Raw genomic sequence first — 20,652 nt, forward strand, 5'->3', positions numbered from 1 at the left:
TCGCTGTGTTTGCAGAGCGCAGCGGATGATGGGAGGAAGAAGGCGAGAGGCCGGTGTCGGGAGATGCCGGCCTTTTGTCTTTGGTGCGTTGTTTCGTGGCTCTTGTCTTACGGGGCCGGGATCGCCGACAATCACGGCTTTGAAGCGACCTCGGGCTGCACCGAGATACGTGCCGGAGGAAGCATGAGCAAGAATAATCCCGATCATTTTGATGTCGCCATCATCGGCGCCGGCGCGGCTGGCATGATGTGTGCCGCCGTGGCCGGCCAGCGCGGCCGGCGAGTGGTGCTGATCGACCACGCCGGCAAGCTGGCCGAGAAGATCCGCATCTCCGGCGGTGGTCGCTGCAATTTCACCAATGTGGGCGCGGGTCCGCAGCACTATCTCTCGCAAAATCCGCATTTCTGCCGCAGCGCCTTGTCGCGGTATACACCGCAGGATTTCATCGGGCTGGTCAAGCGGCATCGCATTGGTTTCCATGAAAAGCACAAGGGGCAGCTCTTCTGCGATGACTCCGCCGAGGACATCATCGCCATGCTCAAGGCCGAGTGCGAGGCGGGCAAGGTCAGCTGGCGCATGCCCTGCACGGTGCACGAGGTGGGCAAGAGCGGCGAGCTGTTCCGCGTGGCCACCAGTGCCGGCGAGATTGAAGCCGCGAGCCTGGTGATTGCGACGGGCGGCTTGTCCATCCCCAAGATCGGGGCTACCGATTTCGCCTATCGCATCGCCCGCCAGTTCGACTTGAAGCTGGTGGAGACGCGTCCCGGCCTGGTGCCGCTGACCTTCGATGGCAAGGCCTGGCAGTCGCTCACCGAACTGGCCGGTATTGCGCTGGAAGTGGAGGTGGAGACGGGCGTCAAGAAGGAGCGCGGACATTTCCTCGAAGACCTGCTGTTCACCCATCGTGGCTTGTCGGGGCCGGCCATCCTGCAGATTTCCAGTTTCTGGAAACCGGGCACGCCGCTGACGCTGAACCTGTTGCCGCAACTGGATGTGGCCGACACGCTCATCGAGGGCAAGGGCAGGTTGAAGAAGAATCTTGGCAATCTGCTGGCGCAGTGGCTGCCCAACCGCCTGGCCGAAGGCTGGCTCAAGATCAATGGCTTCGATGCCGGTGCGCGCATTGCCGACATGCCCGACAAATCCCTGAAGAAGCTGGGCGATTCGCTCAATCGCTGGGTCATCCTGCCCAGCGGCTCGGAGGGCTACCGCAAGGCCGAGGTCACGCTGGGCGGGGTGGATACGCGCGAGCTGTCGCAGCAGACCATGATGGCCGGCAAGGTGCCGGGCCTGCATTTCATCGGCGAGGCCATGGACGTCACCGGCTGGCTCGGTGGCTACAATTTCCAGTGGGCCTGGGCCTCAGGTGTGGCGGCGGGTTCGGCGGTATGAGGCCGCCCTGGAAGGCCGATGTCTGACTTATTCCTTCATTTGCCCTTGACTTCAGGTGAAGGATCATCTTGACTGAGGTAAGTGACTGATTCTTAGCCCTTTTTTACCACGAGGGTGGAAAAAATGCCACGTTTGGCCTTCCAATCGGAGGCTAGTGCTGCTACAATCGCTTTCTTTGCTAATCCAACCTAACCTTTTTGGTTTGAATTTACATGACCACTATTCGCGTTAAAGAGAACGAGCCGTTCGAAGTTGCAATGCGTCGCTTCAAGCGCACCATCGAGAAGACCGGTCTGCTGACCGAACTGCGCGCACGCGAGTTCTACGAAAAGCCGACCGCTGAGCGCAAGCGCAAGCTGGCTGCTGCCGTGAAGCGTCACTACAAGCGTATCCGCAGCCAACAGCTGCCGAAGAAGCTGTACTAAGAATTTCTCGCCGCGCATTCGTGCGGCCGATGTGTAAACCCGCTCCGGTGTTGGTCCGCAGCGGGTTTTCGCATTTATTCCCGATTTGTTGTGGTGTTTTCTCCGGGCGGCTGGCTGGCCTGGTTTTTCCTGTCGGCACCCCCAAATAAGAAGGAAAAGCACCAAATCGGACTGGCGATAAGCCCATCCATGTTCTACGATCCTAAGACCGGGCCGCCCTGTTGCCGCCCGGAATACTGGATGCGGGATGGCGCCAGATCGCAGAATACTCATCCACCTTATCTTCGGAGTACCCCATGGGTTTGAAAGAGCAGATCACGGAAGACATGAAGGCCGCCATGCGCGCCAAGGACATGGGCAAGCTGGGCACGATCCGCCTCTTGACCGCCGCGATGAAGCAGAAGGAAGTCGATGAACGCGTCGAACTGACCGACGCTCACGTGCTGGCCATCATCGACAAGATGGTCAAGCAGCGCAAGGATTCGATTGCACAGTTCGAAGCCGGCGGTCGCCAGGACCTGGCTGACGTCGAGAAGGCGGAACTGGCTGTCTTGTCCACCTACATGCCGGCCAGCCTGTCGGATGACGAGATCAAGGCCGAAGTTCAGGCCGCCGTGGCTGCCACGGGCGCTGCCGGTCCGCAGGACATGGGCAAGGTCATGGGCGTGTTGAAGCCCAAGCTGGCCGGACGTGCCGACATGACGGCCGTGTCCGCGCTGGTCAAGGCCGCGCTGGCTTCGTAAGCCGCGTCTTCGTCGCGTTGCCGCCAACCCCGCTGCCCAGGTGATTCCTCAGTCGTTCATTCAGGACCTGCTCAACCGCGTCGATATCGTCGACGTGGTAGGCCGCTATGTGCAACTGAAGAAGGGTGGCGCCAATTTCATGGGCCTGTGCCCCTTCCACAACGAGAAATCGCCCAGCTTCACCGTCAGTCCGACCAAGCAGTTCTATCACTGCTTCGGCTGCGGGGCGCACGGGACGGCGATCAGTTTCCTGATCGAGTATTCCGGCATGGGTTTCGTGGAAGCGGTTAAGGACCTGGCCCAGAACGTGGGCATGGTGGTGCCCGAGCGCGAGGACAGCATTCCCCTGGCGCAGCGCCAGGAAAAGCAGGCCAGGAGCATGGCCTTGTCCGACGTGATGTCGCGCGCCAACGATTTCTATCGTCATCAGCTGCGCGGTGCCCAGCCGGCCATTGCCTACCTGAAGGGACGCGGGCTGACCGGCGAGATTGCCGCGCGCTTCGGCCTCGGCTATTCGCCTGACGAGTGGGATAGCCTGCGCCAGGTGTTCCCCGATTACGAGAACGAGGTGCTGGTCGAGTCCGGCCTCGTGATCGACAAGAGCGAAGAGGGTGGTGGCCATCGCAAGCGCTATGACCGCTTCCGTGGACGCATCATGTTCCCCATCCGCAATACCAAGGGCCAGGTGATCGGCTTTGGCGGTCGCGTGATGGATGGCGGTGAGCCCAAGTACCTGAACTCGCCCGAAACACCGCTGTTCCAGAAGGGCAGCGAACTCTACGGCCTGTTCGAGGCGCGCCAGGCGATCCGCGAAGCCGGTTACGTGCTGGTCACCGAAGGCTATATGGATGTGGTGGCGCTGGCCCAGCTGGGTTTCCCGCAGGCGGTGGCTACGCTCGGTACGGCTTGTACGCCGATACACGTGCAGAAGCTGGTGCGCCAGACCGATGAAGTGATCTTCAGCTTCGACGGCGACAACGCCGGCCGCCGCGCCGCGCGCCGCGCGCTGGAGGCTTGCCTGCCGCATGCCTCGGACAACAAGACCATCAAGTTCCTGTTCCTGCCCAAGGAGCATGATCCCGACAGTTACGTGCGCGAAATGGGCGCGCCGGCCTTTGAGGAGCAGATCCGCGAAGCCATGCCGCTGTCGCAGTTTCTGTTGAAGGAAATCATCGGCGAGAACGATCTGCGCACGCCTGAAGGCCGCGCCCATGCGCAGTTTGCTGCCAAGCCGTTGCTGCAGGCCTTGCCGGCTTCCGGTTTGCGTTTGCAGATCGTGCGCAGCGTGGCCCAGGCAACGCAAACCACGCCGGCCGAGCTGGAAGTGCTATTCGAGCTGGAAAAGCCCGTGGCTCGCGTACGCAGCGCCCCGCCGCGCACCAAGCGCAGCGCCCCGCTCGGGCTGGAGCGCCAGATCATGCGGCTGCTTGTGGCGCATCCGCAACTGTCTGCCGACCTCGATGCAGCGGCGCTGGAAGCCATCGCCCGCATCGCGCCGGACCAGGCCGAGATGCTCACGCACCTGGTCGGCGTGGCCCGGGGCATGGGTGAGCAGGCCAACTTTGCTGCGCTGGTCGAGCACCTGCGCGAGGGTGGTCCCGAGTTCGACTCGATGATCGCGGAAATCGCGGCCGAGTCGGAATCCGAATTCGATGTGGTGCGGGCCGAGATGGCCGGTGCCATCCGCCAGGCCAGGATCCGCGCCCTCGATGAGGAGATGCAGATGCTGGTGGCCTCCAATCTGCGCACCGAGGAAGAGCGCAACCGCTATCGCGAGCTGATGCAGCGCAAGGAATGGCTCAAGCGCCAGACCGGCGGCGCAGTCGCAGCGGGTTGAATGCAGCTTGGATGGCGGCAGCAGGAGGTAGGTGGAAAGAGCGAGATGGGCAGGCAGGGATTCCCGCAACGTTTGGCGGGGCCAGGTCTGATGAGTGTGCAGGAGCAGTTCGCATCCGGCGGTGGAACAGTTCGTAAAGCTCTGCAAATTGTCGTGATTTACGCACCGGATCGCTGGGGGATGGCCGAATATCCCGGCTTGATCCCGGAGAAAAGAGCCCCATCTGTGCTATACTATAGGGCTTTAGTTCCGCCGGATGGCTCTTGCATCCCCACCCTGCGGCGACATGCCTTCACCCCGGCGCATCGGGATGGAGGACGGCAGTCAGTGGTATGGCTGCCGGATTGCAAGCGGCATGACTGCCTGCTGCACGCGATCGATGGCCCGCCGGTAAAAAGGAACGTTGCGCGTGCAGCCGGAGTCTACCGGGAAATCGGTACCGGAGTTGCATCATTAGCATGACTTGATTGGCGCAATGAGTGAATTCTCAATTGGCAGTTGATTCTATGGCAAATGCAATGAAGAAACCCGCGAAAACTCCAGCAGCGTCGGCAAAGAGCAGCAAGACGGCAACGGCGGTAAAATCGACCGCCGCGGCCAAGACCTCCAAGGCGGTAGCCGCCAGATCGCCCGTCAAGGGGACGGCGAAGGCAGCGGTCACCACCGTAAAACCCGCGGCAAAGACTGCAGCAGCAGCGACGCCGAAAACGACGGCAGTCAAGACAGCTGCCTCCAAGCCGGCCCGCGCCGCAGCGCCCAAGGCGACTGCAACGCCAGCCAACAAGTTACCTCAAGCCGCCGAACAAGCGGTTTCTGTGAAAGCGACGAAGACTTCCGTGACCACCAAGAAACCCGAAACCAAGACCGCCAAGACCACCAAAGCTGCAAAGGTCGAAGGCAAAGACGTCAGCGCGACCGCCGCGTCGAGCGTAAGCCAAACCACTGATGCCGCTGCCCTGGCAGCCATCGACACGTCCGGCTATGTGCTGCCGAGCGTCAAGGTGCCGGGCCGCCGTGGCCGCAAGCCCAAGGAATTCCAGCCCGAGAGTGATGAAGTCGCCGCACTGAACACCATCGAGCGCACCGAACTGAAGGCCGCCGACAAGGCCAAGGCCAAGGATCGCAAGGCCAAGGAAAAGGCCCTGCTGAAGGACGCCTTCTCTTCCGACACCGAAGCCAGCGAAGAAGAGCTGGAGCGCCGACGCCAGAAGCTCAAGACCCTGATCAAGCTGGGCAAGGAACGTGGTTTCCTGACCTTCTCGGAAATCAATGACCACCTCCCGGAAAACATCGTCGACCCGGAAGCCATTGAAGGCATCATCGGCACCTTCAGCGACATGGGCATCTCGGTCTACGAGCACGCCCCTGATGCGGAAACCCTGCTGCTGTCGGACAACGTGGCCAACGTCGCCAGCGATGACGATGCCGAAGCCGCCGCCGAAGCCGCCCTGTCGACCGTGGACTCCGACTTCGGCCGTACCACCGACCCCGTGCGCATGTACATGCGTGAAATGGGTTCGGTCGAACTGCTGACCCGCGAAGGCGAAATCGAAATCGCCAAGCGCATCGAAGATGGCCTGAAGGACATGATCCAGGCCATCTCCGCCTGCCCGACCACGATCGCCGAGATCCTGGCCGCGGCTGAGCGCATCTCCAAGGATGAGATCAAGGTCGACGAAATCGTCGATGGCCTGGTCGATCCCAACGAGAGCGAACAGCAGGTCGAAGCCGCCGCTTCCGACTCCGATGAGGACGACGAGGAAGAGGAAGAAGAGGAAGAAGACGAAGAAGAAGAGGAAAGCGAGAGCAGCGGCTCGGGCGCTGCCGGCTTCTCCGCCGAACAGCTGGAACAGTTGAAGCGCGATGCGCTCTCCAAGTTCGCCGTCATCGGCACCCAGTTCGAGAACATGCGCAAGGCCTTCGAGAAGGAAGGCTACAACTCCAAGCCTTACGTCAAGGCGCAGGAAATCATTTCCAACGAGTTGCTGGGCATCCGCTTCACCGCCAAGATCGTCGAGAAGCTGTGCGACACCCTGCGTGCCCAGGTGGACGAAGTGCGCACCGTGGAACGCCAGATCCTGGATGTGGCCGTCAACAAGTGCAACATGCCGCGCGCGCACTTCATCAAGGTGTTCCCTGGCAATGAAGTGAACCTGGACTGGGTGGATGGCGAAGTCGCCGCCAACCATGACTACAGCGCCGTGCTGAGCCGCAACGTGCCGGCCATCAAGGAATTGCAGCAGAAGCTGATCGACCTCCAGGCGCGCGTGGTACTGCCGCTGCCGGACCTGCGTGCGATCAACAAGAAGATGGGCGCCGGCGAGAAGAAGGCGCGCATGGCCAAGCGTGAAATGACCGAGGCCAACCTGCGTCTGGTGATCTCGATCGCCAAGAAGTACACCAACCGTGGCCTGCAGTTCTTGGACCTGATCCAGGAAGGCAACATCGGTCTGATGAAGGCGGTGGACAAGTTCGAATATCGTCGCGGCTACAAGTTCTCGACCTATGCGACCTGGTGGATTCGCCAGGCGATCACCCGCTCGATTGCGGACCAGGCGCGCACCATCCGTATTCCGGTGCACATGATCGAAACGATCAACAAGATGAACCGCATCTCGCGTCAGATCCTGCAGGAAACCGGTGCCGAGCCCGATCCCGCGACCTTGGCGATCAAGATGGAAATGCCGGAAGACAAGATCCGCAAGATCATGAAGATCGCCAAGGAACCGATCTCCATGGAAACGCCGATCGGTGACGACGACGATTCGCATCTGGGCGACTTCATCGAAGACAACAACACGCTGGCTCCGGCCGATGCGGCTTTGCACGCGTCGATGCGCAACGTGGTCAAGGACATCCTGGATTCCCTGACCCCACGCGAAGCGAAGGTGCTGCGCATGCGTTTCGGTATCGAGATGTCGACCGACCATACGCTGGAAGAAGTGGGCAAGCAGTTCGACGTGACCCGTGAGCGTATCCGCCAGATCGAAGCCAAGGCATTGCGCAAGCTGCGCCATCCTTCCCGTTCCGACAAGCTCAAGAGCTTCCTGGAAGGGAATTGATCGTAAGGGTGAGTCAGGATTGGCCGGCGAGATGTTAAAATCGCCGGCTGATTTTTTGGCCCCCTAGCTCATGCTTGGTTAGAGCAGCGGACTCATAATCCGTTGGTGCCGTGTTCGACTCACGGGGGGGCCACCAGTACCAGAAAGGGATTCCGAGAAATCGGAGTCCCTTTTTCTTTTAAGGCTTCCGACAGACTTCCGACGCAGCAAATCCTCTTTTTATCGCTGTTGAATGTCGGCAGGCATCAGTTGCGCACGATCATGGTGGCACCGGACTTTGCGGCATTCATCAGGCCACTGGATCCGGTTCCTGATGCAGTGGCTGATCAGAGAAACGATGGAAGGGGCGGCAAGCTAACTCTCGTGGTGCGCTTCTTTGCCGCTCAGGATTGCGACGTTGTGAGACAAGCGTTCGCGCAGCATGGTTTGCCATTCCTGATCGAGGTAGTCGGCAACCTCGTCAAAGCTGGCCGTGATACGTGCGAGCAGCTTGTCGAGCCAGGCAGCGGCCTCTTCCTTATCGCCAAATCCGAAACGATGTGCGTCAGCCAGCACCGCCTGCCGCGAGATATCGAAGCGTCCTTGCGAGAGCTGCATGTGCAGACGCGCCGGCGTTTCCACCGGGTTCGGAACTACGTCAAAGGCTGGTGCGAGACGCCAGCGGTGTTGGTCCGCTTGATAGACGATCGCATGATTGCGCACATGGTCATCATCGTTGCCGCAGACGGCATTGAACACCATGCGCCCGAACAGTTCGATACGGTCTTCATTTGGCGCACCCGCCAACCTGAGTTCTTCGGCCAGGCGCGGATAGCTCCAGCGGTCCGTCTCATGGCGCCCCGGATATTCGGCCTGCAGCAAGGAGGCGGCGCTCACACACATGTGGCGTTGCTGATCTGTGCGGTCAAACCTGAGAACCCGTACCGCTTTTCTGCCGCCGGCTTCGGCGTGATAAACGGTTTGAGCAAAATTCAGTTCACTGGCCATGCCCCATTGCTGCCCGACGTGTTCAAGCAGAGGAACAGGACCGGCGTCCGTGGCAATCTCCGGCTTGATCAGCCAAAACTCTCCGTTGTCGCCGCGTACCGTCGCTTTCGGGCGCGCACCGCCGACGCTGGCGGTCTGGACCAGCCGTTTGCGAATGCTTGCGCGGATAGCAGGACGGTACTCCGCGAGCGCGGCCAGTTCTTCAATCACCGCATTGAGTTGAGGCAGGCCAGGGGTGTTGATTTGCGCACCAGGCGGCTTGGCACTTGTGCCCACGGCAAGCGCACCCCAGCGGTCCAGGTTGCTGGCCTTGAGCAGGTATTGCAGCGGCGGAGCCTCTTCCGAAAGATTGTGTTCCCGGCGCAGCAGTGCTTGACCCCACGCATCCGGGCAGGCATCGCGTAATACGTCGTGCAGACCTTGATACCGTTGTGCCCGGAAATCCCTGTCAGGTAAAAACCGCAAGTTCTGCGGGTCAATGGCCCAGGTATGCCCGGCCTCGATGTAAGAGGGGGCATATCTGAAAAATCCCTCACCGGGATCACCTGTCTTGTACCTGCCAACCGTGAGCCACTCGCCGTTGTCCGGACGCTGCAGATAGACATAGACCGGTTTAGAAATAGTCATCGTCTTGCGCTCCCTTTTTCTCTTGGCTGACTCTGACACGCTGACCGTAGTCACCTTGCCAAAGCTCGACAGGCAATGGCGGTACGGCCTGGTCGAACAGGCCCAGCGCAAGAAGTGCTGTCAGATAGGCGCCTACGCCGGCACCAGGATCGCCTTTTTCCATCCTCGCCAGCGTCACGCGTGAGATTCCCAGCCGGGCAGACAGATCAATGGCAGTGATGCGCTGGCGCAGGCGCTGGGTGGCAATACATTTGCCCCAGGTCGTCAGGCGCTCCTGTACCAGCGTTGGCCAGTCCTGGGCCGTGGAGAGCTTCTTGGGCATGATTCCTCCGTTTATAGAGGTGACATTATAGGGTTTAATGTAATTTCTATGAGCATAAAGAATTTATGTGATGATTTATAGATGTGTCATTATCATGCTTAACGTAACATCTATATTCCAGCGTGTGGCAGAAACGTAACGCCGGGAAGAAGCACAGCCGAAGCGCTTCCCGCCGACCAGTAAGCTCTCGCCCGGCAGGACGCAACCGAAACAATTCCTTACGGCATCCCGACAAACGGGAAAAAAGCCCCGATCTCCTGTCCAGCTCATCTGCTCATCATCCCAGTTCTCGCGCTATAGTCGCCCCTGACCATTCGACTTCCTGCCGCGCAACGATGAAAAACAATGCCATGGATTACCTGCCCCGCATGGTGATCTTTTCCCGCGTCGTCGAGCTGGGTGCCTTTTCCAAGGCGGCTCGCGAGCTGGGGCTGACCTCCTCTTCAGTGAGCCAGCACATCAGTGCTCTGGAAGGCATCCTGGGGACCACGCTGCTGCACCGGACCACCCGCAAGCTGAGTCTGACCGAAGCCGGGCAGGGTTTTTACGCGCATTGCGCGCGCATCGTTGCGCTGGCCAACGACGCGCGGGATGCCACCGAGAGCCTGCACAAGGAACTGGTCGGAGAACTGCGCATCGCCTCCTCCTGCTTCATGGCACCCGAATACCTGGTGCCGGCGCTGGAGGATTTCATCCGCGACCATCCCCAGTTGAGGATCAGCATCGACGTGTCCGATCAAAATGTCGACCTCATGGACCACAGTGTCGATCTGGCTCTGCGGGTAGGTCGCACCCCGGGCCCCGGCGATATACCGCTGGCGCTGATGGAGGCGGTGCTGTGCGCCGCACCGTCCTATCTGCAGGCCCATCCGCCCATCCGCCGTCCCGAGGATATGCTGCATCAGCACTGGCTCTTCTTCACCCCGCACGGCCCGGGTGCGGCCGTTGAACTGAGCCTGCGCGACCGCGCCGGGCACTGTACGCAGCTGCGGGTACTTCCCCGCATCACGGCCAATCATGCACGCTCGTTGCGGCAACTGGCCCTGCAGGGGCATGGCGTAGGCCGCTTCCTGCGCAGCAAGGTGCAGGCCGACCTGGATGCCGGGCGGCTGGTCGAAGTGCTGCCCGACTGGTCGCTGGATGGCTATTGGGCGTTCATCACGACCCGGCATCGCGACGCCATGCCGGCCAAGATCGTGGCCTGCATCGAGCACATCAAGGCGTACTTCCAACGCCGTCATCCAGGCGGGGGCGCAGCATCCTAGGGCCTGTTGCCTGTCACGCGTGAACCGGCCCCGATTCTTAAGCAGGATTAACGAGTTTGTTCGCGAAACGACGGCTAATCAAATGGCTCCGCTTGTAATACAGTGGCGCCTGCCATTCCCTGCCGGATACGTGTCGGGGGGCACTGCGAGCCACGCGCTTGCGCTGGCATGGCGCTGTCCCGGAGGGGGAGGTTGGATGGCGTCAGACTGGAGAGGAAAGGGGGCGATGCCGACAATCGCAGGGTGCACCCGCTTTCTCTCCTGGGAATGGACGTCAATGGATAGATCAAGCATCTGCTCGGCATCGTGATCAACATTGGCATGCAAGTGCGTTGCAGGCGCATCGTGCTTTCCGGAAAAACTGCTGCCTTGCATGAGTAAAAGGCATCGAACCCTCAGAAATAATCGTTTTATTTGCCCCCATCGCTGCCCTTACCATGAGGCTATCTCATAGTCACCCGGTCAAAGGCACGCAAATGACGATCTCCGCGCAGCACAGCAATCTCCATCAACTTCTGCTTTCCCATTACGGCGATGAGGCCCGGGTACGGCGCCAGTTCGCCCGCCTGGAGGTTCCCGCGTCGACCCTGCGCCCGGCTGCGCAAGAGGTCTCACGCTTGGAACTGGCACAGGCCTTGAACATGCTGCTCTTCGAAGGCTTGCTGGAGCAGGTCTCCACCGGCCGCGATTACGTTGCCGATGCCGAGCGCGACGGTGTAAAGATCTGCTTCGACCACGGTGCCGTGCGTACCGTGCGCCTGGGCCGCGCGGCCGGCTTTCCCGATGGCGAGGCGCTGTTCACTCAGGTGCTGCTGCCGCTGGGCTACCAGCAGACCGGTACCTATCCGCTGGCCCGCATCAAGATGACCGGCCGCGTCTATACCCACATTGATGATGCCGAGCACATCGCCCAGTTCTTCGTCAGCGAACTGCATCCGGAACAGTTCTCGCCCCAATTCCAGCAGACCGTGGATGCGGTGCTGGCGACGTCGCGCAATCCGCTGTCCGATGAGGTGCTGGCCCTGCTGGCCAAGCTGTCCGCACAAGGCAGGCTGGGCATGGCCGAGGCCCAGCGCCTGCTGCCGGCGATGCTCAAGTGCTTCGCCCGTCATCACGACCTGCCGACCCTGGCGCAATACGAAACGCTCAAGGCCGAATCCGCCGAGATGGCCTGGATCTCCACCGAAGGCAACGCCTTCAATCACGCCACCGACCGCGTGGCCGACGTGGTGGCCACCGCCGAGCGCCAGCGCCAATTGGGTCGTCCCATCAAGGAGCAGGTGGAAGTCTCGCGCAATGGCCGCGTGCGCCAGACAGCCTTCCGTGCCGTCAAGGTGGATTACCAGTTGCAGGGCGAGGATGGCCAGCCGGTGGCCGTCACCGTGCCGGGTTCCTTCTACGAATTCATCTCGCGCGACTATTTCGCTGACGAGGCCGGCCAGCGCAAGCTGGACCTGAGCTTCGACAGCGGCAACGCCCAGGGCATCTTCAAGATGACCGAGGCGGTGGCCCCCGGCGCGGCCAGCGGCGAGGCGGCCAGTGTCTGCTGAAGCCACGCTGGCGCGCCTGCAAGACCTGCTGGGCAGCGCTGGGCTGATCACTGCGGCATCCGAACGCCAGCCCTATGAACACGGTCCGCGCTATGGCGCCGGACAGGCGCTGTGCGTGGCGCGCCCGGCCGATGTGGCGCAGGCCGCCGAGCTGATGCGCCTGTGTGCTGCCGAGCGAATCCGCCTGGTGCCGCAGGGCGCCAACACCGGCCTGGTCGGCGCGGCCTCGCCCGACAGTTCCGGCCTGCAAGTGATCCTGAGCATGGAGCGCATCAAGGGCGTGATCGATATCGATCCGGTCGATGGCGTGGTGCAGGCCTGGGCCGGCACGCGCCTGTCGGACCTGAACCAGGCACTGGCGCCGCACGGGCTGTGCTTTCCCATCGACCTGGGTGCCGATCCCTCGGTGGGTGGCATGCTGGCGGCCAATACCGGCGGTGCGCGCCTGATCCGCTATGGCGACGTGCGCCACAACACGCTGGGTCTGCAAGCCCTCCTGATGCATCCGCCCGGCGAACTGCTGGAGATGGGCAACCGCCTGCACAAGAACAATACCGGCCCGGACTGGAAGCAGCTCTTCATCGGCACTGCCGGCAGTTACGGCATCGTCACGCAAGCGGTGCTGCGCGCGCACCCATTGCCGCGCCAGCGCGCCACTGCCTTGATCGTGCCATCTTCGCTCGAAGCAGGTCTGCGCCTGCTGCAGGATGCCCAGGCGCAGTTCGCCGATTTCCTCTCGGCCTTCGAAGGTATCTCGCGCAATGCCCTGGCCTCGGTGCTGCGCCATTTGCCGCAAGTGAGCGCGCCGTTTGATCCGCTGCCCGAGTATGCGTTGCTGGTGGAAGTGAGTTCGTCGGCCCAGGCCAGCGAACACTTCGATCTCGACAAGCTCTTCATGGCCTGGCTGGAACGCCATTTCGATGATGCCATCCTCGATGCCGTGGTCGACAAGCCCGAGACCCTGTGGCGCCTGCGCCATGCCATCAGCGATAGCGTCAAGCAGGAAGGCAAGGTCGTCGCCTTCGACATCTCGGTCTCGCGCTCGCGCATGCCGTCCTTCCGTACCGAGGCACTGGCCCTGGTGGCACGCGACTTCGCCGGTGCCGAGGTATTCGACTTCGGCCACTGGGGCGATGGCGGCGTGCATTTCAACCTGGCCATCGCACCGTCGCAGCAGCCGCAGTTCCCGCCCGAACGCATCGACGCCCTGCGCACCGCGCTCTATGACCTGGTGGTGCAAGGCTATCAGGGCAGCTTCAGCGCCGAGCACGGCATCGGTCCCTTCAACCAGCATTACTACCAGCGTTATACGCAGCACGCCCAGCGCGCGCTGGCGGGTCGCATGCAGACGGTATTCGATCCGCACTGCCTGCTGGGCAATACGCGCTTCACATGACCAGGACGGCCCTTGGCCACGCTGGAGAGAAGGGCTCCGCATTTGCTATAGTGCGGGCTCCTTCAGCCACTCTGCCTTCAGCCAGCGGAACCCGTCCCATGCGCCGTTTCATCCCGTCAACGTCCTGCCTGATCGCCTTCGATACCTCGGCCCGGCACATGTCGTTCACCAAGGCGGCCAATGAATTGCACATGACGCAGGGTGCGGTGAGCCGTCAGGTGGCGATTCTGGAGGAATACCTCAACGTCAAGCTGTTCGAGCGCATCAACCGGCGCCTGATCCTCACCGAAGCCGGGCGCGACTATGCGGCCCAGGTCTCCACCATCCTGAAGCAGATCGAGATGGCGACCTTCCAGGTCATGACCTACAACAGCCTGGCCAGCGTGCTCAATCTGGCGATCCTGCCGACCTTCGGCGTGAAGTGGCTGATCCCGCGCCTGGCCAAGTTCGCCGCCGCCCATCCGGACGTGCTGCTGAACCTGAGCACCGAAGTGCTGCCCTTCGATTTCAATACGCGCCAGGTGGATGCCGCCATCCACTTCGGCGAACCCGACTGGCCCGATACGGTGATGGTGCGTCTGATGGGCGAGGAAGTGGTGCCGGTCTGCAGCAAGGCACTGGCCGAACGCCTGGGCAGCGTGGACGATCTGGCCAACCTCACGCTGCTGCAGCACACCACGCGTCCGCAAGCCTGGCAGGACTGGTTCCGCCACGTTGGCGTGGATTGTCCCAATGCCTTGTCGGGGCCGCGTTTCGAGCAACTGGCCATGGTCATCCAGGCCGCCGTGGCCGGCATGGGCGTGGCGCTCATGCCCAAGTTCATGGTCGAGACCGAGATTGGCCTGGGGCAATTGCACGTACCTTTCCCGCTGGCGGTGAAGAGTCCGCAATCCTATTACCTCGTCTATCCCGAAAAGAATGCCGGCAAGGCCGCCATCCTCAAGTTCCGCGAGTGGATTCTGAACGAAGCGCAAGGCGGCTGAGGCCCTTCGTCCGAGCGCATCGATTCGGTGCGCGCATTTTCCCAGGCTGACTAAAACTCATGGCGTTGCGCTTTGCATGCGCGCTCACATGATCGGCCGGGCAGGCCATGACCGCCCCGCGAGCGGCTTGCGGCGCGGCTCCGGCATCTGCTCGGAAACGCCCGCTCCATCGGCGCTTCCGGGCGATGTGAAGTGATGCGCCGCACCATCCTCGCGCATCCGCTCCCATTCCCGCGCGCCAGGGTAGTGCATTCCAAAAACTCATGATGTGGTGAAATTTTTTGGTTTTAACAAGTGGGCCGGCTGTCCTTATACTCCATCGTTCCAGACCCATCCCACTCCACTTTTCAAGGGAATCCCATGTCTTCTCCACGCATCTTCTCCACCCTGGGTGCCGACTTCTCGGCCTACGCCGGCAACGATCTGGTGATCCGTTCGCCGCGCGATGGCGAGGTCATCGCGCAACTCAAGGCGCAGACGCCGGCCGACGCCGAAGCGGCCATCGCCGGTGCGCAGCAAGCCTTCCTGGCCTGGCGCGAAGTACCGGCGCCGGTGCGCGGCGAACTGGTGCGCGTGCTGGGTGAAGTGCTGCGTGAGCATCGCGACGAACTCGGTGCCCTGGTCACTCAGGAAGCCGGCAAGATCCTCTCCGAAGGTTTGGGCGAGGTGCAGGAAATGATCGATATCTGCGACTTCGCCGTGGGCCTGTCGCGCCAGTTGCATGGCCTGACCATCGCCTCCGAGCGTCCCGGCCACCGCATGATGGAAACCTGGCATCCGCTGGGCGTGGTGGGCGTGATCACCGCCTTCAATTTCCCGGTCGCGGTGTGGGCGTGGAATGCCGCGCTGGCGCTGGTGTGCGGCAATGCCGTGGTATGGAAGCCTTCCGAAAAAACACCGGTCACCGCACTGGCCGTGCAAGCCCTGTTCGCCAAGGCCGTGGCGCGTTTTTCGGCACAGCGTCCGAACCTGGTGCCGGCACAACTGTGCGGCCTGCTGATCGGCGGCGCCGATCTCGGCGAGACCCTCTCGCGCTCGGCCGCCGTGCCGCTGGTGAGCGCCACCGGCAGCGTGCGCATGGGCCGCAAGGTCGCCACCGTCGTGGCCGAACGCCTGGGCCGCAGCCTCCTGGAACTGGGCGGCAACAATGCCATGATCGTCGCGCCCTCGGCCGACCTGAACCTGGCATTGCGCGCCATCACCTTCTCGGCCGTGGGCACCGCCGGTCAGCGCTGCACCAGCCTGCGCCGCCTGTTCGTCCACAGCAGCATCCATGATCAGGTGGTGGCGCAGATCAAGCGCATCTATGCCAGCGTGAAGGTCGGTGATCCGCTGCAGGGCGATACCCTGGTCGGCCCGCTGATCGATCAGGCTGCCTTCGATGCGATGCAGGCCGCGCTGGCGCAGGCCCGCGAGCAGGGCGGTGAAGTCACCGGCGGTGAACGCGTGGATGTGATGGGCCAGCAGTCCTGGTACGTGCGTCCGGCACTGGTCACCATGCCCGGCCAGACCGCGATCATGCACCACGAGACCTTCGCGCCCATCCTCTACATCGTCAGGTACGATGAACTGAGCGACGCCATCGCCATGAACAACGCCGTGCCGCAGGGCTTGTCCTCGGCCATCTTCACCAATGACATGCGCGAGGCCGAGCTGTTCGTTTCGGCCGTGGGCAGCGACTGCGGACTGGCCAACGTCAACATCGGCACCAGCGGTGCGGAAATCGGCGGCGCCTTCGGCGGCGAAAAGGAAACCGGCGGGGGCCGCGAATCCGGATCGGACGCCTGGAAGAACTACATGCGCCGCGCCACCAACACCATCAACTACAGCAAGACCCTGCCACTGGCGCAGGGTGTGAAGTTCGATATCGACTAAGTGCCCGCGTAGTCCACCGGCACATCCCAAGAAAAATGCAGCACCGCTGCCAGATCCCTGCTCCACCACAAGGGATCTGGCATGGCATCCCACGACCCACGCCCGCGCAAGCGGGATCCACAACGGCAAACCGGCAAGGAGTGCAGTAATGAAGATGAAGACCCTGGCAGTGACCTGTGCAATCGCTGCGACCCTGATCGCCACTGGCGCGCAGGCGCAGACCAAGACCATTTACGTCGGCATGAACGGCGGCACGATGGAGAAGAACTACACCGCCTCGATCTTCCCCGACTTCGAGAAGGCCAACAACGTCAAGGTGGTGGTGGTGCCCGGCACCTCCTCCGACATCATCGCCAAGATGCAGGCCCAGCGCGACAAGCCGCAGATGCACGTGGCCTTCCTCGATGACGGCATCATGTACCGCGCCATCAACATGAGCCTGTGCGAAAAGGTCAAGGACGCCGCCGTGCTCAAGGATGTCTATCCCTTCGCGCGCCTGGCCAATGACCAGGCCGTGGCCATCGAGATGGGCGTGCTCGGCATCGGCTACAACAAGAAGCTGTTCGCCGAGAAGGGCTGGCCGGCACCGACCTCGTGGATGGATTTTGCCGATCCCAGGTACAAGCAGAAGGTCGTCTTCCAGTCGATCTCGGCCAGTACCTTCGGCCTGTATGGCTTCATGATGTTCAATCGCCTGGTGGGCGGTACCGACAAGAACGTCGACCCCGGCTTCAAGAAGTGGGGCAGCACCGTCGGCCCCAACGTGGTGGAGTATCTCTCCAGCTCGGCCAAGATTTCCGAGATGGTGCAGACCAATGAAGCGGCCATCTTCCCGCTGACCGTGACCGGCATCGCCAACCTGAAGGACAAAGGTATCCCCGCCGAATTCGCCACCCCCAAGGAAGGCGGCGTGCTGCTCATGACCGGTGCCTGCCCCATCAAGGGCAACAGTGAACCCGAACTGGCCCAGAAGCTGGTGGAATACCTGCTGACCCCGGCCGTGCAGACCAAGAGCATGGCGCTGACCAACTCGATTCCGGTCAACCGCAACGTGCCCCTGTCCGAGGCGGCGCAAGCCAAGCTGGGCAAGAGCGAGGTGCTGACCAAGAACCTCAACACCGTGGACTGGGACACCATCAACGAAAAGCGCTCCGAGTGGAACAACCGCTGGAACCGCATGATCGAGCAATAAGCTGTTATCGATCATGACCGCAGCCTATCGTTTCAATCCGGCTTTCCAGTCGCCCCAGGGATCGCCCATCCGGGAGCTGTTCAAATATACGCAGCAGCCCGGCATGATCTCCTTTGCCGGCGGTTATCCGGCGCCGTCGCTGTTCGATACGCAAGGGCTGGCACGCAGCGCCGCTACCCTGCTCGACAGTGCGGCGGCGGCCTGCCTGCAATACGGCGCCACCGAAGGCGCAGCGCAACTTTCGCAGGTGCTCAGGGAGGTCACGTGTGCGCGCCTCGGTGGCGCCGATCCGGGCGAGCTGATCGTCACCACCGGTTCACAGCAGGGCTTTGAACTGCTGTTGCGCATCCTGCTGGAACCGGGCGATGGCGTGGTCATCGAGCGGCCTTGCTATCCGGCGGCGATCCAGGCCTTGCGCCTGGCCGGTGCCGATCTGATGGAAATCCCCGGTGACGAACAGGGCATGGATACCGATGCCCTGGAAGCCATGCTGCAGGCGGGTGCCCGACCCAAGCTGCTATACCTGGTGCCGAGCTTTGCCAATCCGACCGGTGCCACCTTGCCGCTGGCGCGGCGCCGTCATTTGCTTGCGCTGGCGGTGCGTTACCGGTTCATCGTGATCGAGGATGATCCCTACGGCCAGCTGCGTTTTACCGGACAGGCCGAACCGCCGCTGTTGCAGGTCGCGCAAGAGATCGAGGGCGCGCGCGACTGGCTGGTCTACCTGTCCAGTCTTTCCAAGATCGTGGCACCGGGTTTGCGTATCGGCTGGATGTGCGGCCCGTCGGAAATCCTGCGCCGTGCCGTCATCGCCAAGCAGACCGGCGACCTGTGCACCGCGCCGTGGATGCAGATGGTGGCGGCGCAGTATCTGCAGGCCGGCCATCTCGATGCACATCTGCCGCACATCATCGCCACCTACCGCGAGCGCTGCGCGATCATGCTGTCGTCTTTGCGCGAGGCCTTCGGCGATCGGCTCTCGCTGATCGCACCGGAAGGCGGCATGTTCATCTGGGCCAGCTGGCAGGATGGCACGGACGCCACCGCGCTGTTGCAGGCCGCCGTGCGCCACAACGTGATGTACGTGCCCGGCAGCGCCTTCTACGCGACGCAGGCCGACGAGGGCCACTGGCGGCTGTCCTTCGCCAATGCCCGGCCCGCCGAGATCATCGAAGGCGTGGCCCGTCTGAAGCAGGCACGGGAGGAATGGATGCGCATGCAAGCATGAATTTTTTGCATGCTTGAAAAAAACGCCCCGTTGCGCCGCTCGTGCATCGGGGCGTTGTCTTTTCTGCCGGCGTTGCCCCCGGACAAGCTGTGCAGTCAGCCCAAGGTCAGCGATAAAGAGTATGATGATTTATTTTTTAATCATATGAAGGTCGGCGATCTCCTCGGAGCGAGCCGTCCCGTCGCCAACCTGCCATGTTTCAATCCTTGCGCACCCTGCTCAATGACGCCGCTCCCGAACTGCGGAACAAGGTCATCGCTATCTACGCCTTCCTGATTTTCTTCAACGTTGCCGTCTGGATCGCCGCCTATCTGGCCTTCAGGCAGACGCCCCTGTTGCTGGGCACGGCGTTCCTGGCCTATGGCTTTGGTCTGCGGCACGCGGTCGATGCCGATCACATCGCCGCCATCGACAACGTGACCCGCAAGCTGATGCAGGATGGCAAGAAGCCGGTGGCGGTGGGCCTGATGTTTTCGCTGGGCCACTCGACGGTGGTGATTCTGGCCTGCCTGCTGCTGGCCTTGAGTGCGATGGCGCTCAAGACGCACCTGGACGCCTTCCACGAAATCGGCGGCATCATCGGGACGCTGGTCTCGGCCTTTTTCCTGTTGCTCATCGCGGTGCTGAACCTGATCGTGCTCAGGTCGGTCTGGCGCAAGTTCCGCGACCTGCGCAATGGCAAGCCTTACGTTGAAGAGGATGTGGACCTGCTGTTGGGCAATCGCGGCTTCATGGCACGCATCTTCCGGCCGATGTTCAATCTCATCACGCGCAGCTGGCACATGTATCCGCTGGGCTTCCTGTTTGGCCTGGGCTTCGATACCGCCACCGAAATTTCCCTGCTCGGCATCTCGGCGACCCAGACGGCCAACGGCTTGCCGATCTGGACCATCCTGCTGTTCCCGCTGCTCTTTACTGCCGCCATGTCGCTGATCGACACCACGGACGGCATTCTCATGCTGGGTGCGTATGGCTGGGCCTTCGTCAAGCCGGTGCGCAAGCTCTACTACAACATGAGCATTACCTTCGTGTCGGTGCTGGTGGCGGTGGTGGTGGGCAGTATCGAAGTGCTGGGGCTGCTGGCGGACAAGCTGGAATTGTCCGGCGCGTTCTGGGACTTCATCGGTGGGCTCAGCGACAGCTTTGGCGTGATCGGTTACGTCATCATCGGCGTCTTCATGGGCGGCTGGCTGCTGTCGTTGCTGATCTACAAGTGGCGGCGCTATGACGAGCTGGATCTGCCGCCCGCCTCCGATATCAGCTGAGACGCTGCCTGGCCGCGCTTCAAGACTTGGGATGGAAATGAACGTGGCCATGCCCGTGGGTGGCGCGTACGTATTTTTCCTTCTTCATCTCGACCGGGACGATGTGCACGTTCCCATGCCGCACGCCGGTCTGTGCAATGATGCCGTCGGCGCAGGCGCGCACTTCGTCCACGCGCCCCTTCAGAATCACCGTCTCCAGACAATTGTCGTGATCCAGATGGACATGCTGGGAAGCGATGGCGACATCATGATGCTCATGCTGCAGCTGGGTCAGCCGATTGGCCAGCATGCGTTCATGGTGATCGTAGATGTAGCTGACCGTGGCCACGCACCAGCGCGACTTGCCCTCGTCCAGTTCCGTCTGTCCCAGTTCCTTGCGCACCAGGTCGCGGAAGGCTTCGGAGCGGTTCGAGTAACCCTTGCTGTCGACGAACTTGTCGAACTCTGCCGCCAGGTCGTCATCGACCGAAATTGTCCAGCGCTGCATTGCCATTCCCCTAGAG

Annotated in this window: 17 protein-coding genes and 1 tRNA gene; 14 read left to right on the forward strand and 4 right to left on the reverse strand. The window is 62.0% G+C overall.

Going from position 1 to position 20,652, the window contains the following annotated elements:
- Window positions 1–183: 183 nt before the first annotated feature.
- The 4 genes from AACH55_RS03780 to dnaG all read left to right on the forward strand — a co-directional run bounded on the left by AACH55_RS03780 (window position 184) and on the right by dnaG (window position 4,397).
- Window positions 184–1,392 (forward strand): NAD(P)/FAD-dependent oxidoreductase, encoded by a 1,209-nt coding sequence (locus tag AACH55_RS03780; RefSeq protein WP_338718087.1) that lies wholly within the window; start codon window positions 184–186, stop codon window positions 1,390–1,392.
- 212 nt (window positions 1,393–1,604) lie between these two features.
- Window positions 1,605–1,817 (forward strand): 30S ribosomal protein S21, encoded by a 213-nt coding sequence (gene rpsU / locus AACH55_RS03785; RefSeq protein WP_006462949.1) that lies wholly within the window; start codon window positions 1,605–1,607, stop codon window positions 1,815–1,817.
- Window positions 1,818–2,113: 296 nt separating this feature from the next.
- Complete coding sequence (locus AACH55_RS03790) at window positions 2,114–2,560, forward strand: GatB/YqeY domain-containing protein (RefSeq protein WP_338718088.1); 447 nt, start codon at window positions 2,114–2,116, stop codon at window positions 2,558–2,560.
- Between the two features lie 40 nt (window positions 2,561–2,600).
- Window positions 2,601–4,397, forward strand: coding sequence for a DNA primase (gene dnaG / locus AACH55_RS03795; protein WP_338718089.1), 1,797 nt, complete (start codon window positions 2,601–2,603; stop codon window positions 4,395–4,397).
- Window positions 4,398–4,884: 487 nt separating this feature from the next.
- On the opposite strand, the gene AACH55_RS03800 is transcribed toward dnaG, so the two are convergent.
- Window positions 4,885–5,118, reverse strand: coding sequence for a hypothetical protein (locus AACH55_RS03800; protein WP_338718091.1), 234 nt, complete (start codon window positions 5,116–5,118; stop codon window positions 4,885–4,887).
- 115 nt (window positions 5,119–5,233) lie between these two features.
- Between AACH55_RS03800 and rpoD the strand changes: the two genes are divergently transcribed.
- Window positions 5,234–7,459 (forward strand): RNA polymerase sigma factor RpoD, encoded by a 2,226-nt coding sequence (gene rpoD, locus AACH55_RS03805; protein ID WP_338718092.1) that lies wholly within the window; start codon window positions 5,234–5,236, stop codon window positions 7,457–7,459.
- Window positions 7,460–7,516: 57 nt separating this feature from the next.
- Window positions 7,517–7,595, forward strand: a tRNA-Ile gene (locus AACH55_RS03810).
- Window positions 7,596–7,813: 218 nt separating this feature from the next.
- On the opposite strand, the gene AACH55_RS03815 is transcribed toward AACH55_RS03810, so the two are convergent.
- Window positions 7,814–9,073, reverse strand: coding sequence for a HipA domain-containing protein (locus AACH55_RS03815; protein WP_338718094.1), 1,260 nt, complete (start codon window positions 9,071–9,073; stop codon window positions 7,814–7,816).
- Window positions 9,060–9,395, reverse strand: coding sequence for a helix-turn-helix transcriptional regulator (locus AACH55_RS03820; RefSeq protein WP_338718095.1), 336 nt, complete (start codon window positions 9,393–9,395; stop codon window positions 9,060–9,062). Before AACH55_RS03820 ends, AACH55_RS03815 begins: the two co-directional genes overlap by 14 nt.
- Before the next feature lie 350 nt (window positions 9,396–9,745).
- On the opposite strand from AACH55_RS03820, the gene AACH55_RS03825 reads away from it, so the two are divergent.
- The 8 genes from AACH55_RS03825 (at window position 9,746) to AACH55_RS03860 (ending at window position 20,149) form a co-directional block, all read left to right on the forward strand.
- Window positions 9,746–10,660 carry a LysR family transcriptional regulator gene (locus AACH55_RS03825; RefSeq protein WP_338718096.1) on the forward strand — a complete coding sequence of 305 codons (915 nt, stop codon included), beginning with the start codon at window positions 9,746–9,748 and terminating at the stop codon, window positions 10,658–10,660.
- Window positions 10,661–11,136: 476 nt separating this feature from the next.
- Complete coding sequence (locus AACH55_RS03830) at window positions 11,137–12,210, forward strand: DUF1338 domain-containing protein (protein ID WP_338718097.1); 1,074 nt, start codon at window positions 11,137–11,139, stop codon at window positions 12,208–12,210.
- Window positions 12,200–13,606 carry an FAD-binding oxidoreductase gene (locus tag AACH55_RS03835; RefSeq protein ID WP_338718098.1) on the forward strand — a complete coding sequence of 469 codons (1,407 nt, stop codon included), beginning with the start codon at window positions 12,200–12,202 and terminating at the stop codon, window positions 13,604–13,606. Before AACH55_RS03830 ends, AACH55_RS03835 begins: the two co-directional genes overlap by 11 nt.
- 98 nt (window positions 13,607–13,704) lie before the next feature.
- Window positions 13,705–14,589 carry a transcriptional regulator GcvA gene (gcvA, locus tag AACH55_RS03840; protein WP_338718099.1) on the forward strand — a complete coding sequence of 295 codons (885 nt, stop codon included), beginning with the start codon at window positions 13,705–13,707 and terminating at the stop codon, window positions 14,587–14,589.
- 360 nt (window positions 14,590–14,949) lie between these two features.
- On the forward strand, window positions 14,950–16,464 hold the full coding sequence (locus tag AACH55_RS03845) for an aldehyde dehydrogenase family protein (RefSeq protein ID WP_338718100.1): 1,515 nt from the start codon (window positions 14,950–14,952) through the stop codon (window positions 16,462–16,464).
- A gap of 154 nt (window positions 16,465–16,618) precedes the next feature.
- Window positions 16,619–17,656 carry an ABC transporter substrate-binding protein gene (locus AACH55_RS03850; protein ID WP_338720164.1) on the forward strand — a complete coding sequence of 346 codons (1,038 nt, stop codon included), beginning with the start codon at window positions 16,619–16,621 and terminating at the stop codon, window positions 17,654–17,656.
- A 13-nt stretch (window positions 17,657–17,669) separates the two neighbouring features.
- Complete coding sequence (locus AACH55_RS03855; protein WP_338718101.1) at window positions 17,670–18,884, forward strand: PLP-dependent aminotransferase family protein; 1,215 nt, start codon at window positions 17,670–17,672, stop codon at window positions 18,882–18,884.
- Between the two features lie 194 nt (window positions 18,885–19,078).
- A complete protein-coding gene (locus AACH55_RS03860; protein ID WP_338718102.1) occupies window positions 19,079–20,149 on the forward strand; it encodes a HoxN/HupN/NixA family nickel/cobalt transporter in 1,071 nt (356 codons plus the stop codon).
- A 19-nt stretch (window positions 20,150–20,168) separates the two neighbouring features.
- On the opposite strand, the gene nikR is transcribed toward AACH55_RS03860, so the two are convergent.
- Window positions 20,169–20,636, reverse strand: coding sequence for a nickel-responsive transcriptional regulator NikR (gene nikR, locus AACH55_RS03865; RefSeq protein ID WP_338718103.1), 468 nt, complete (start codon window positions 20,634–20,636; stop codon window positions 20,169–20,171).
- Window positions 20,637–20,652: the final 16 nt, after the last annotated feature.

The organism is Herbaspirillum sp. DW155, assembly GCF_037076565.1.
Classification (GTDB): Bacteria; Pseudomonadota; Gammaproteobacteria; order Burkholderiales; family Burkholderiaceae_D; genus Herbaspirillum.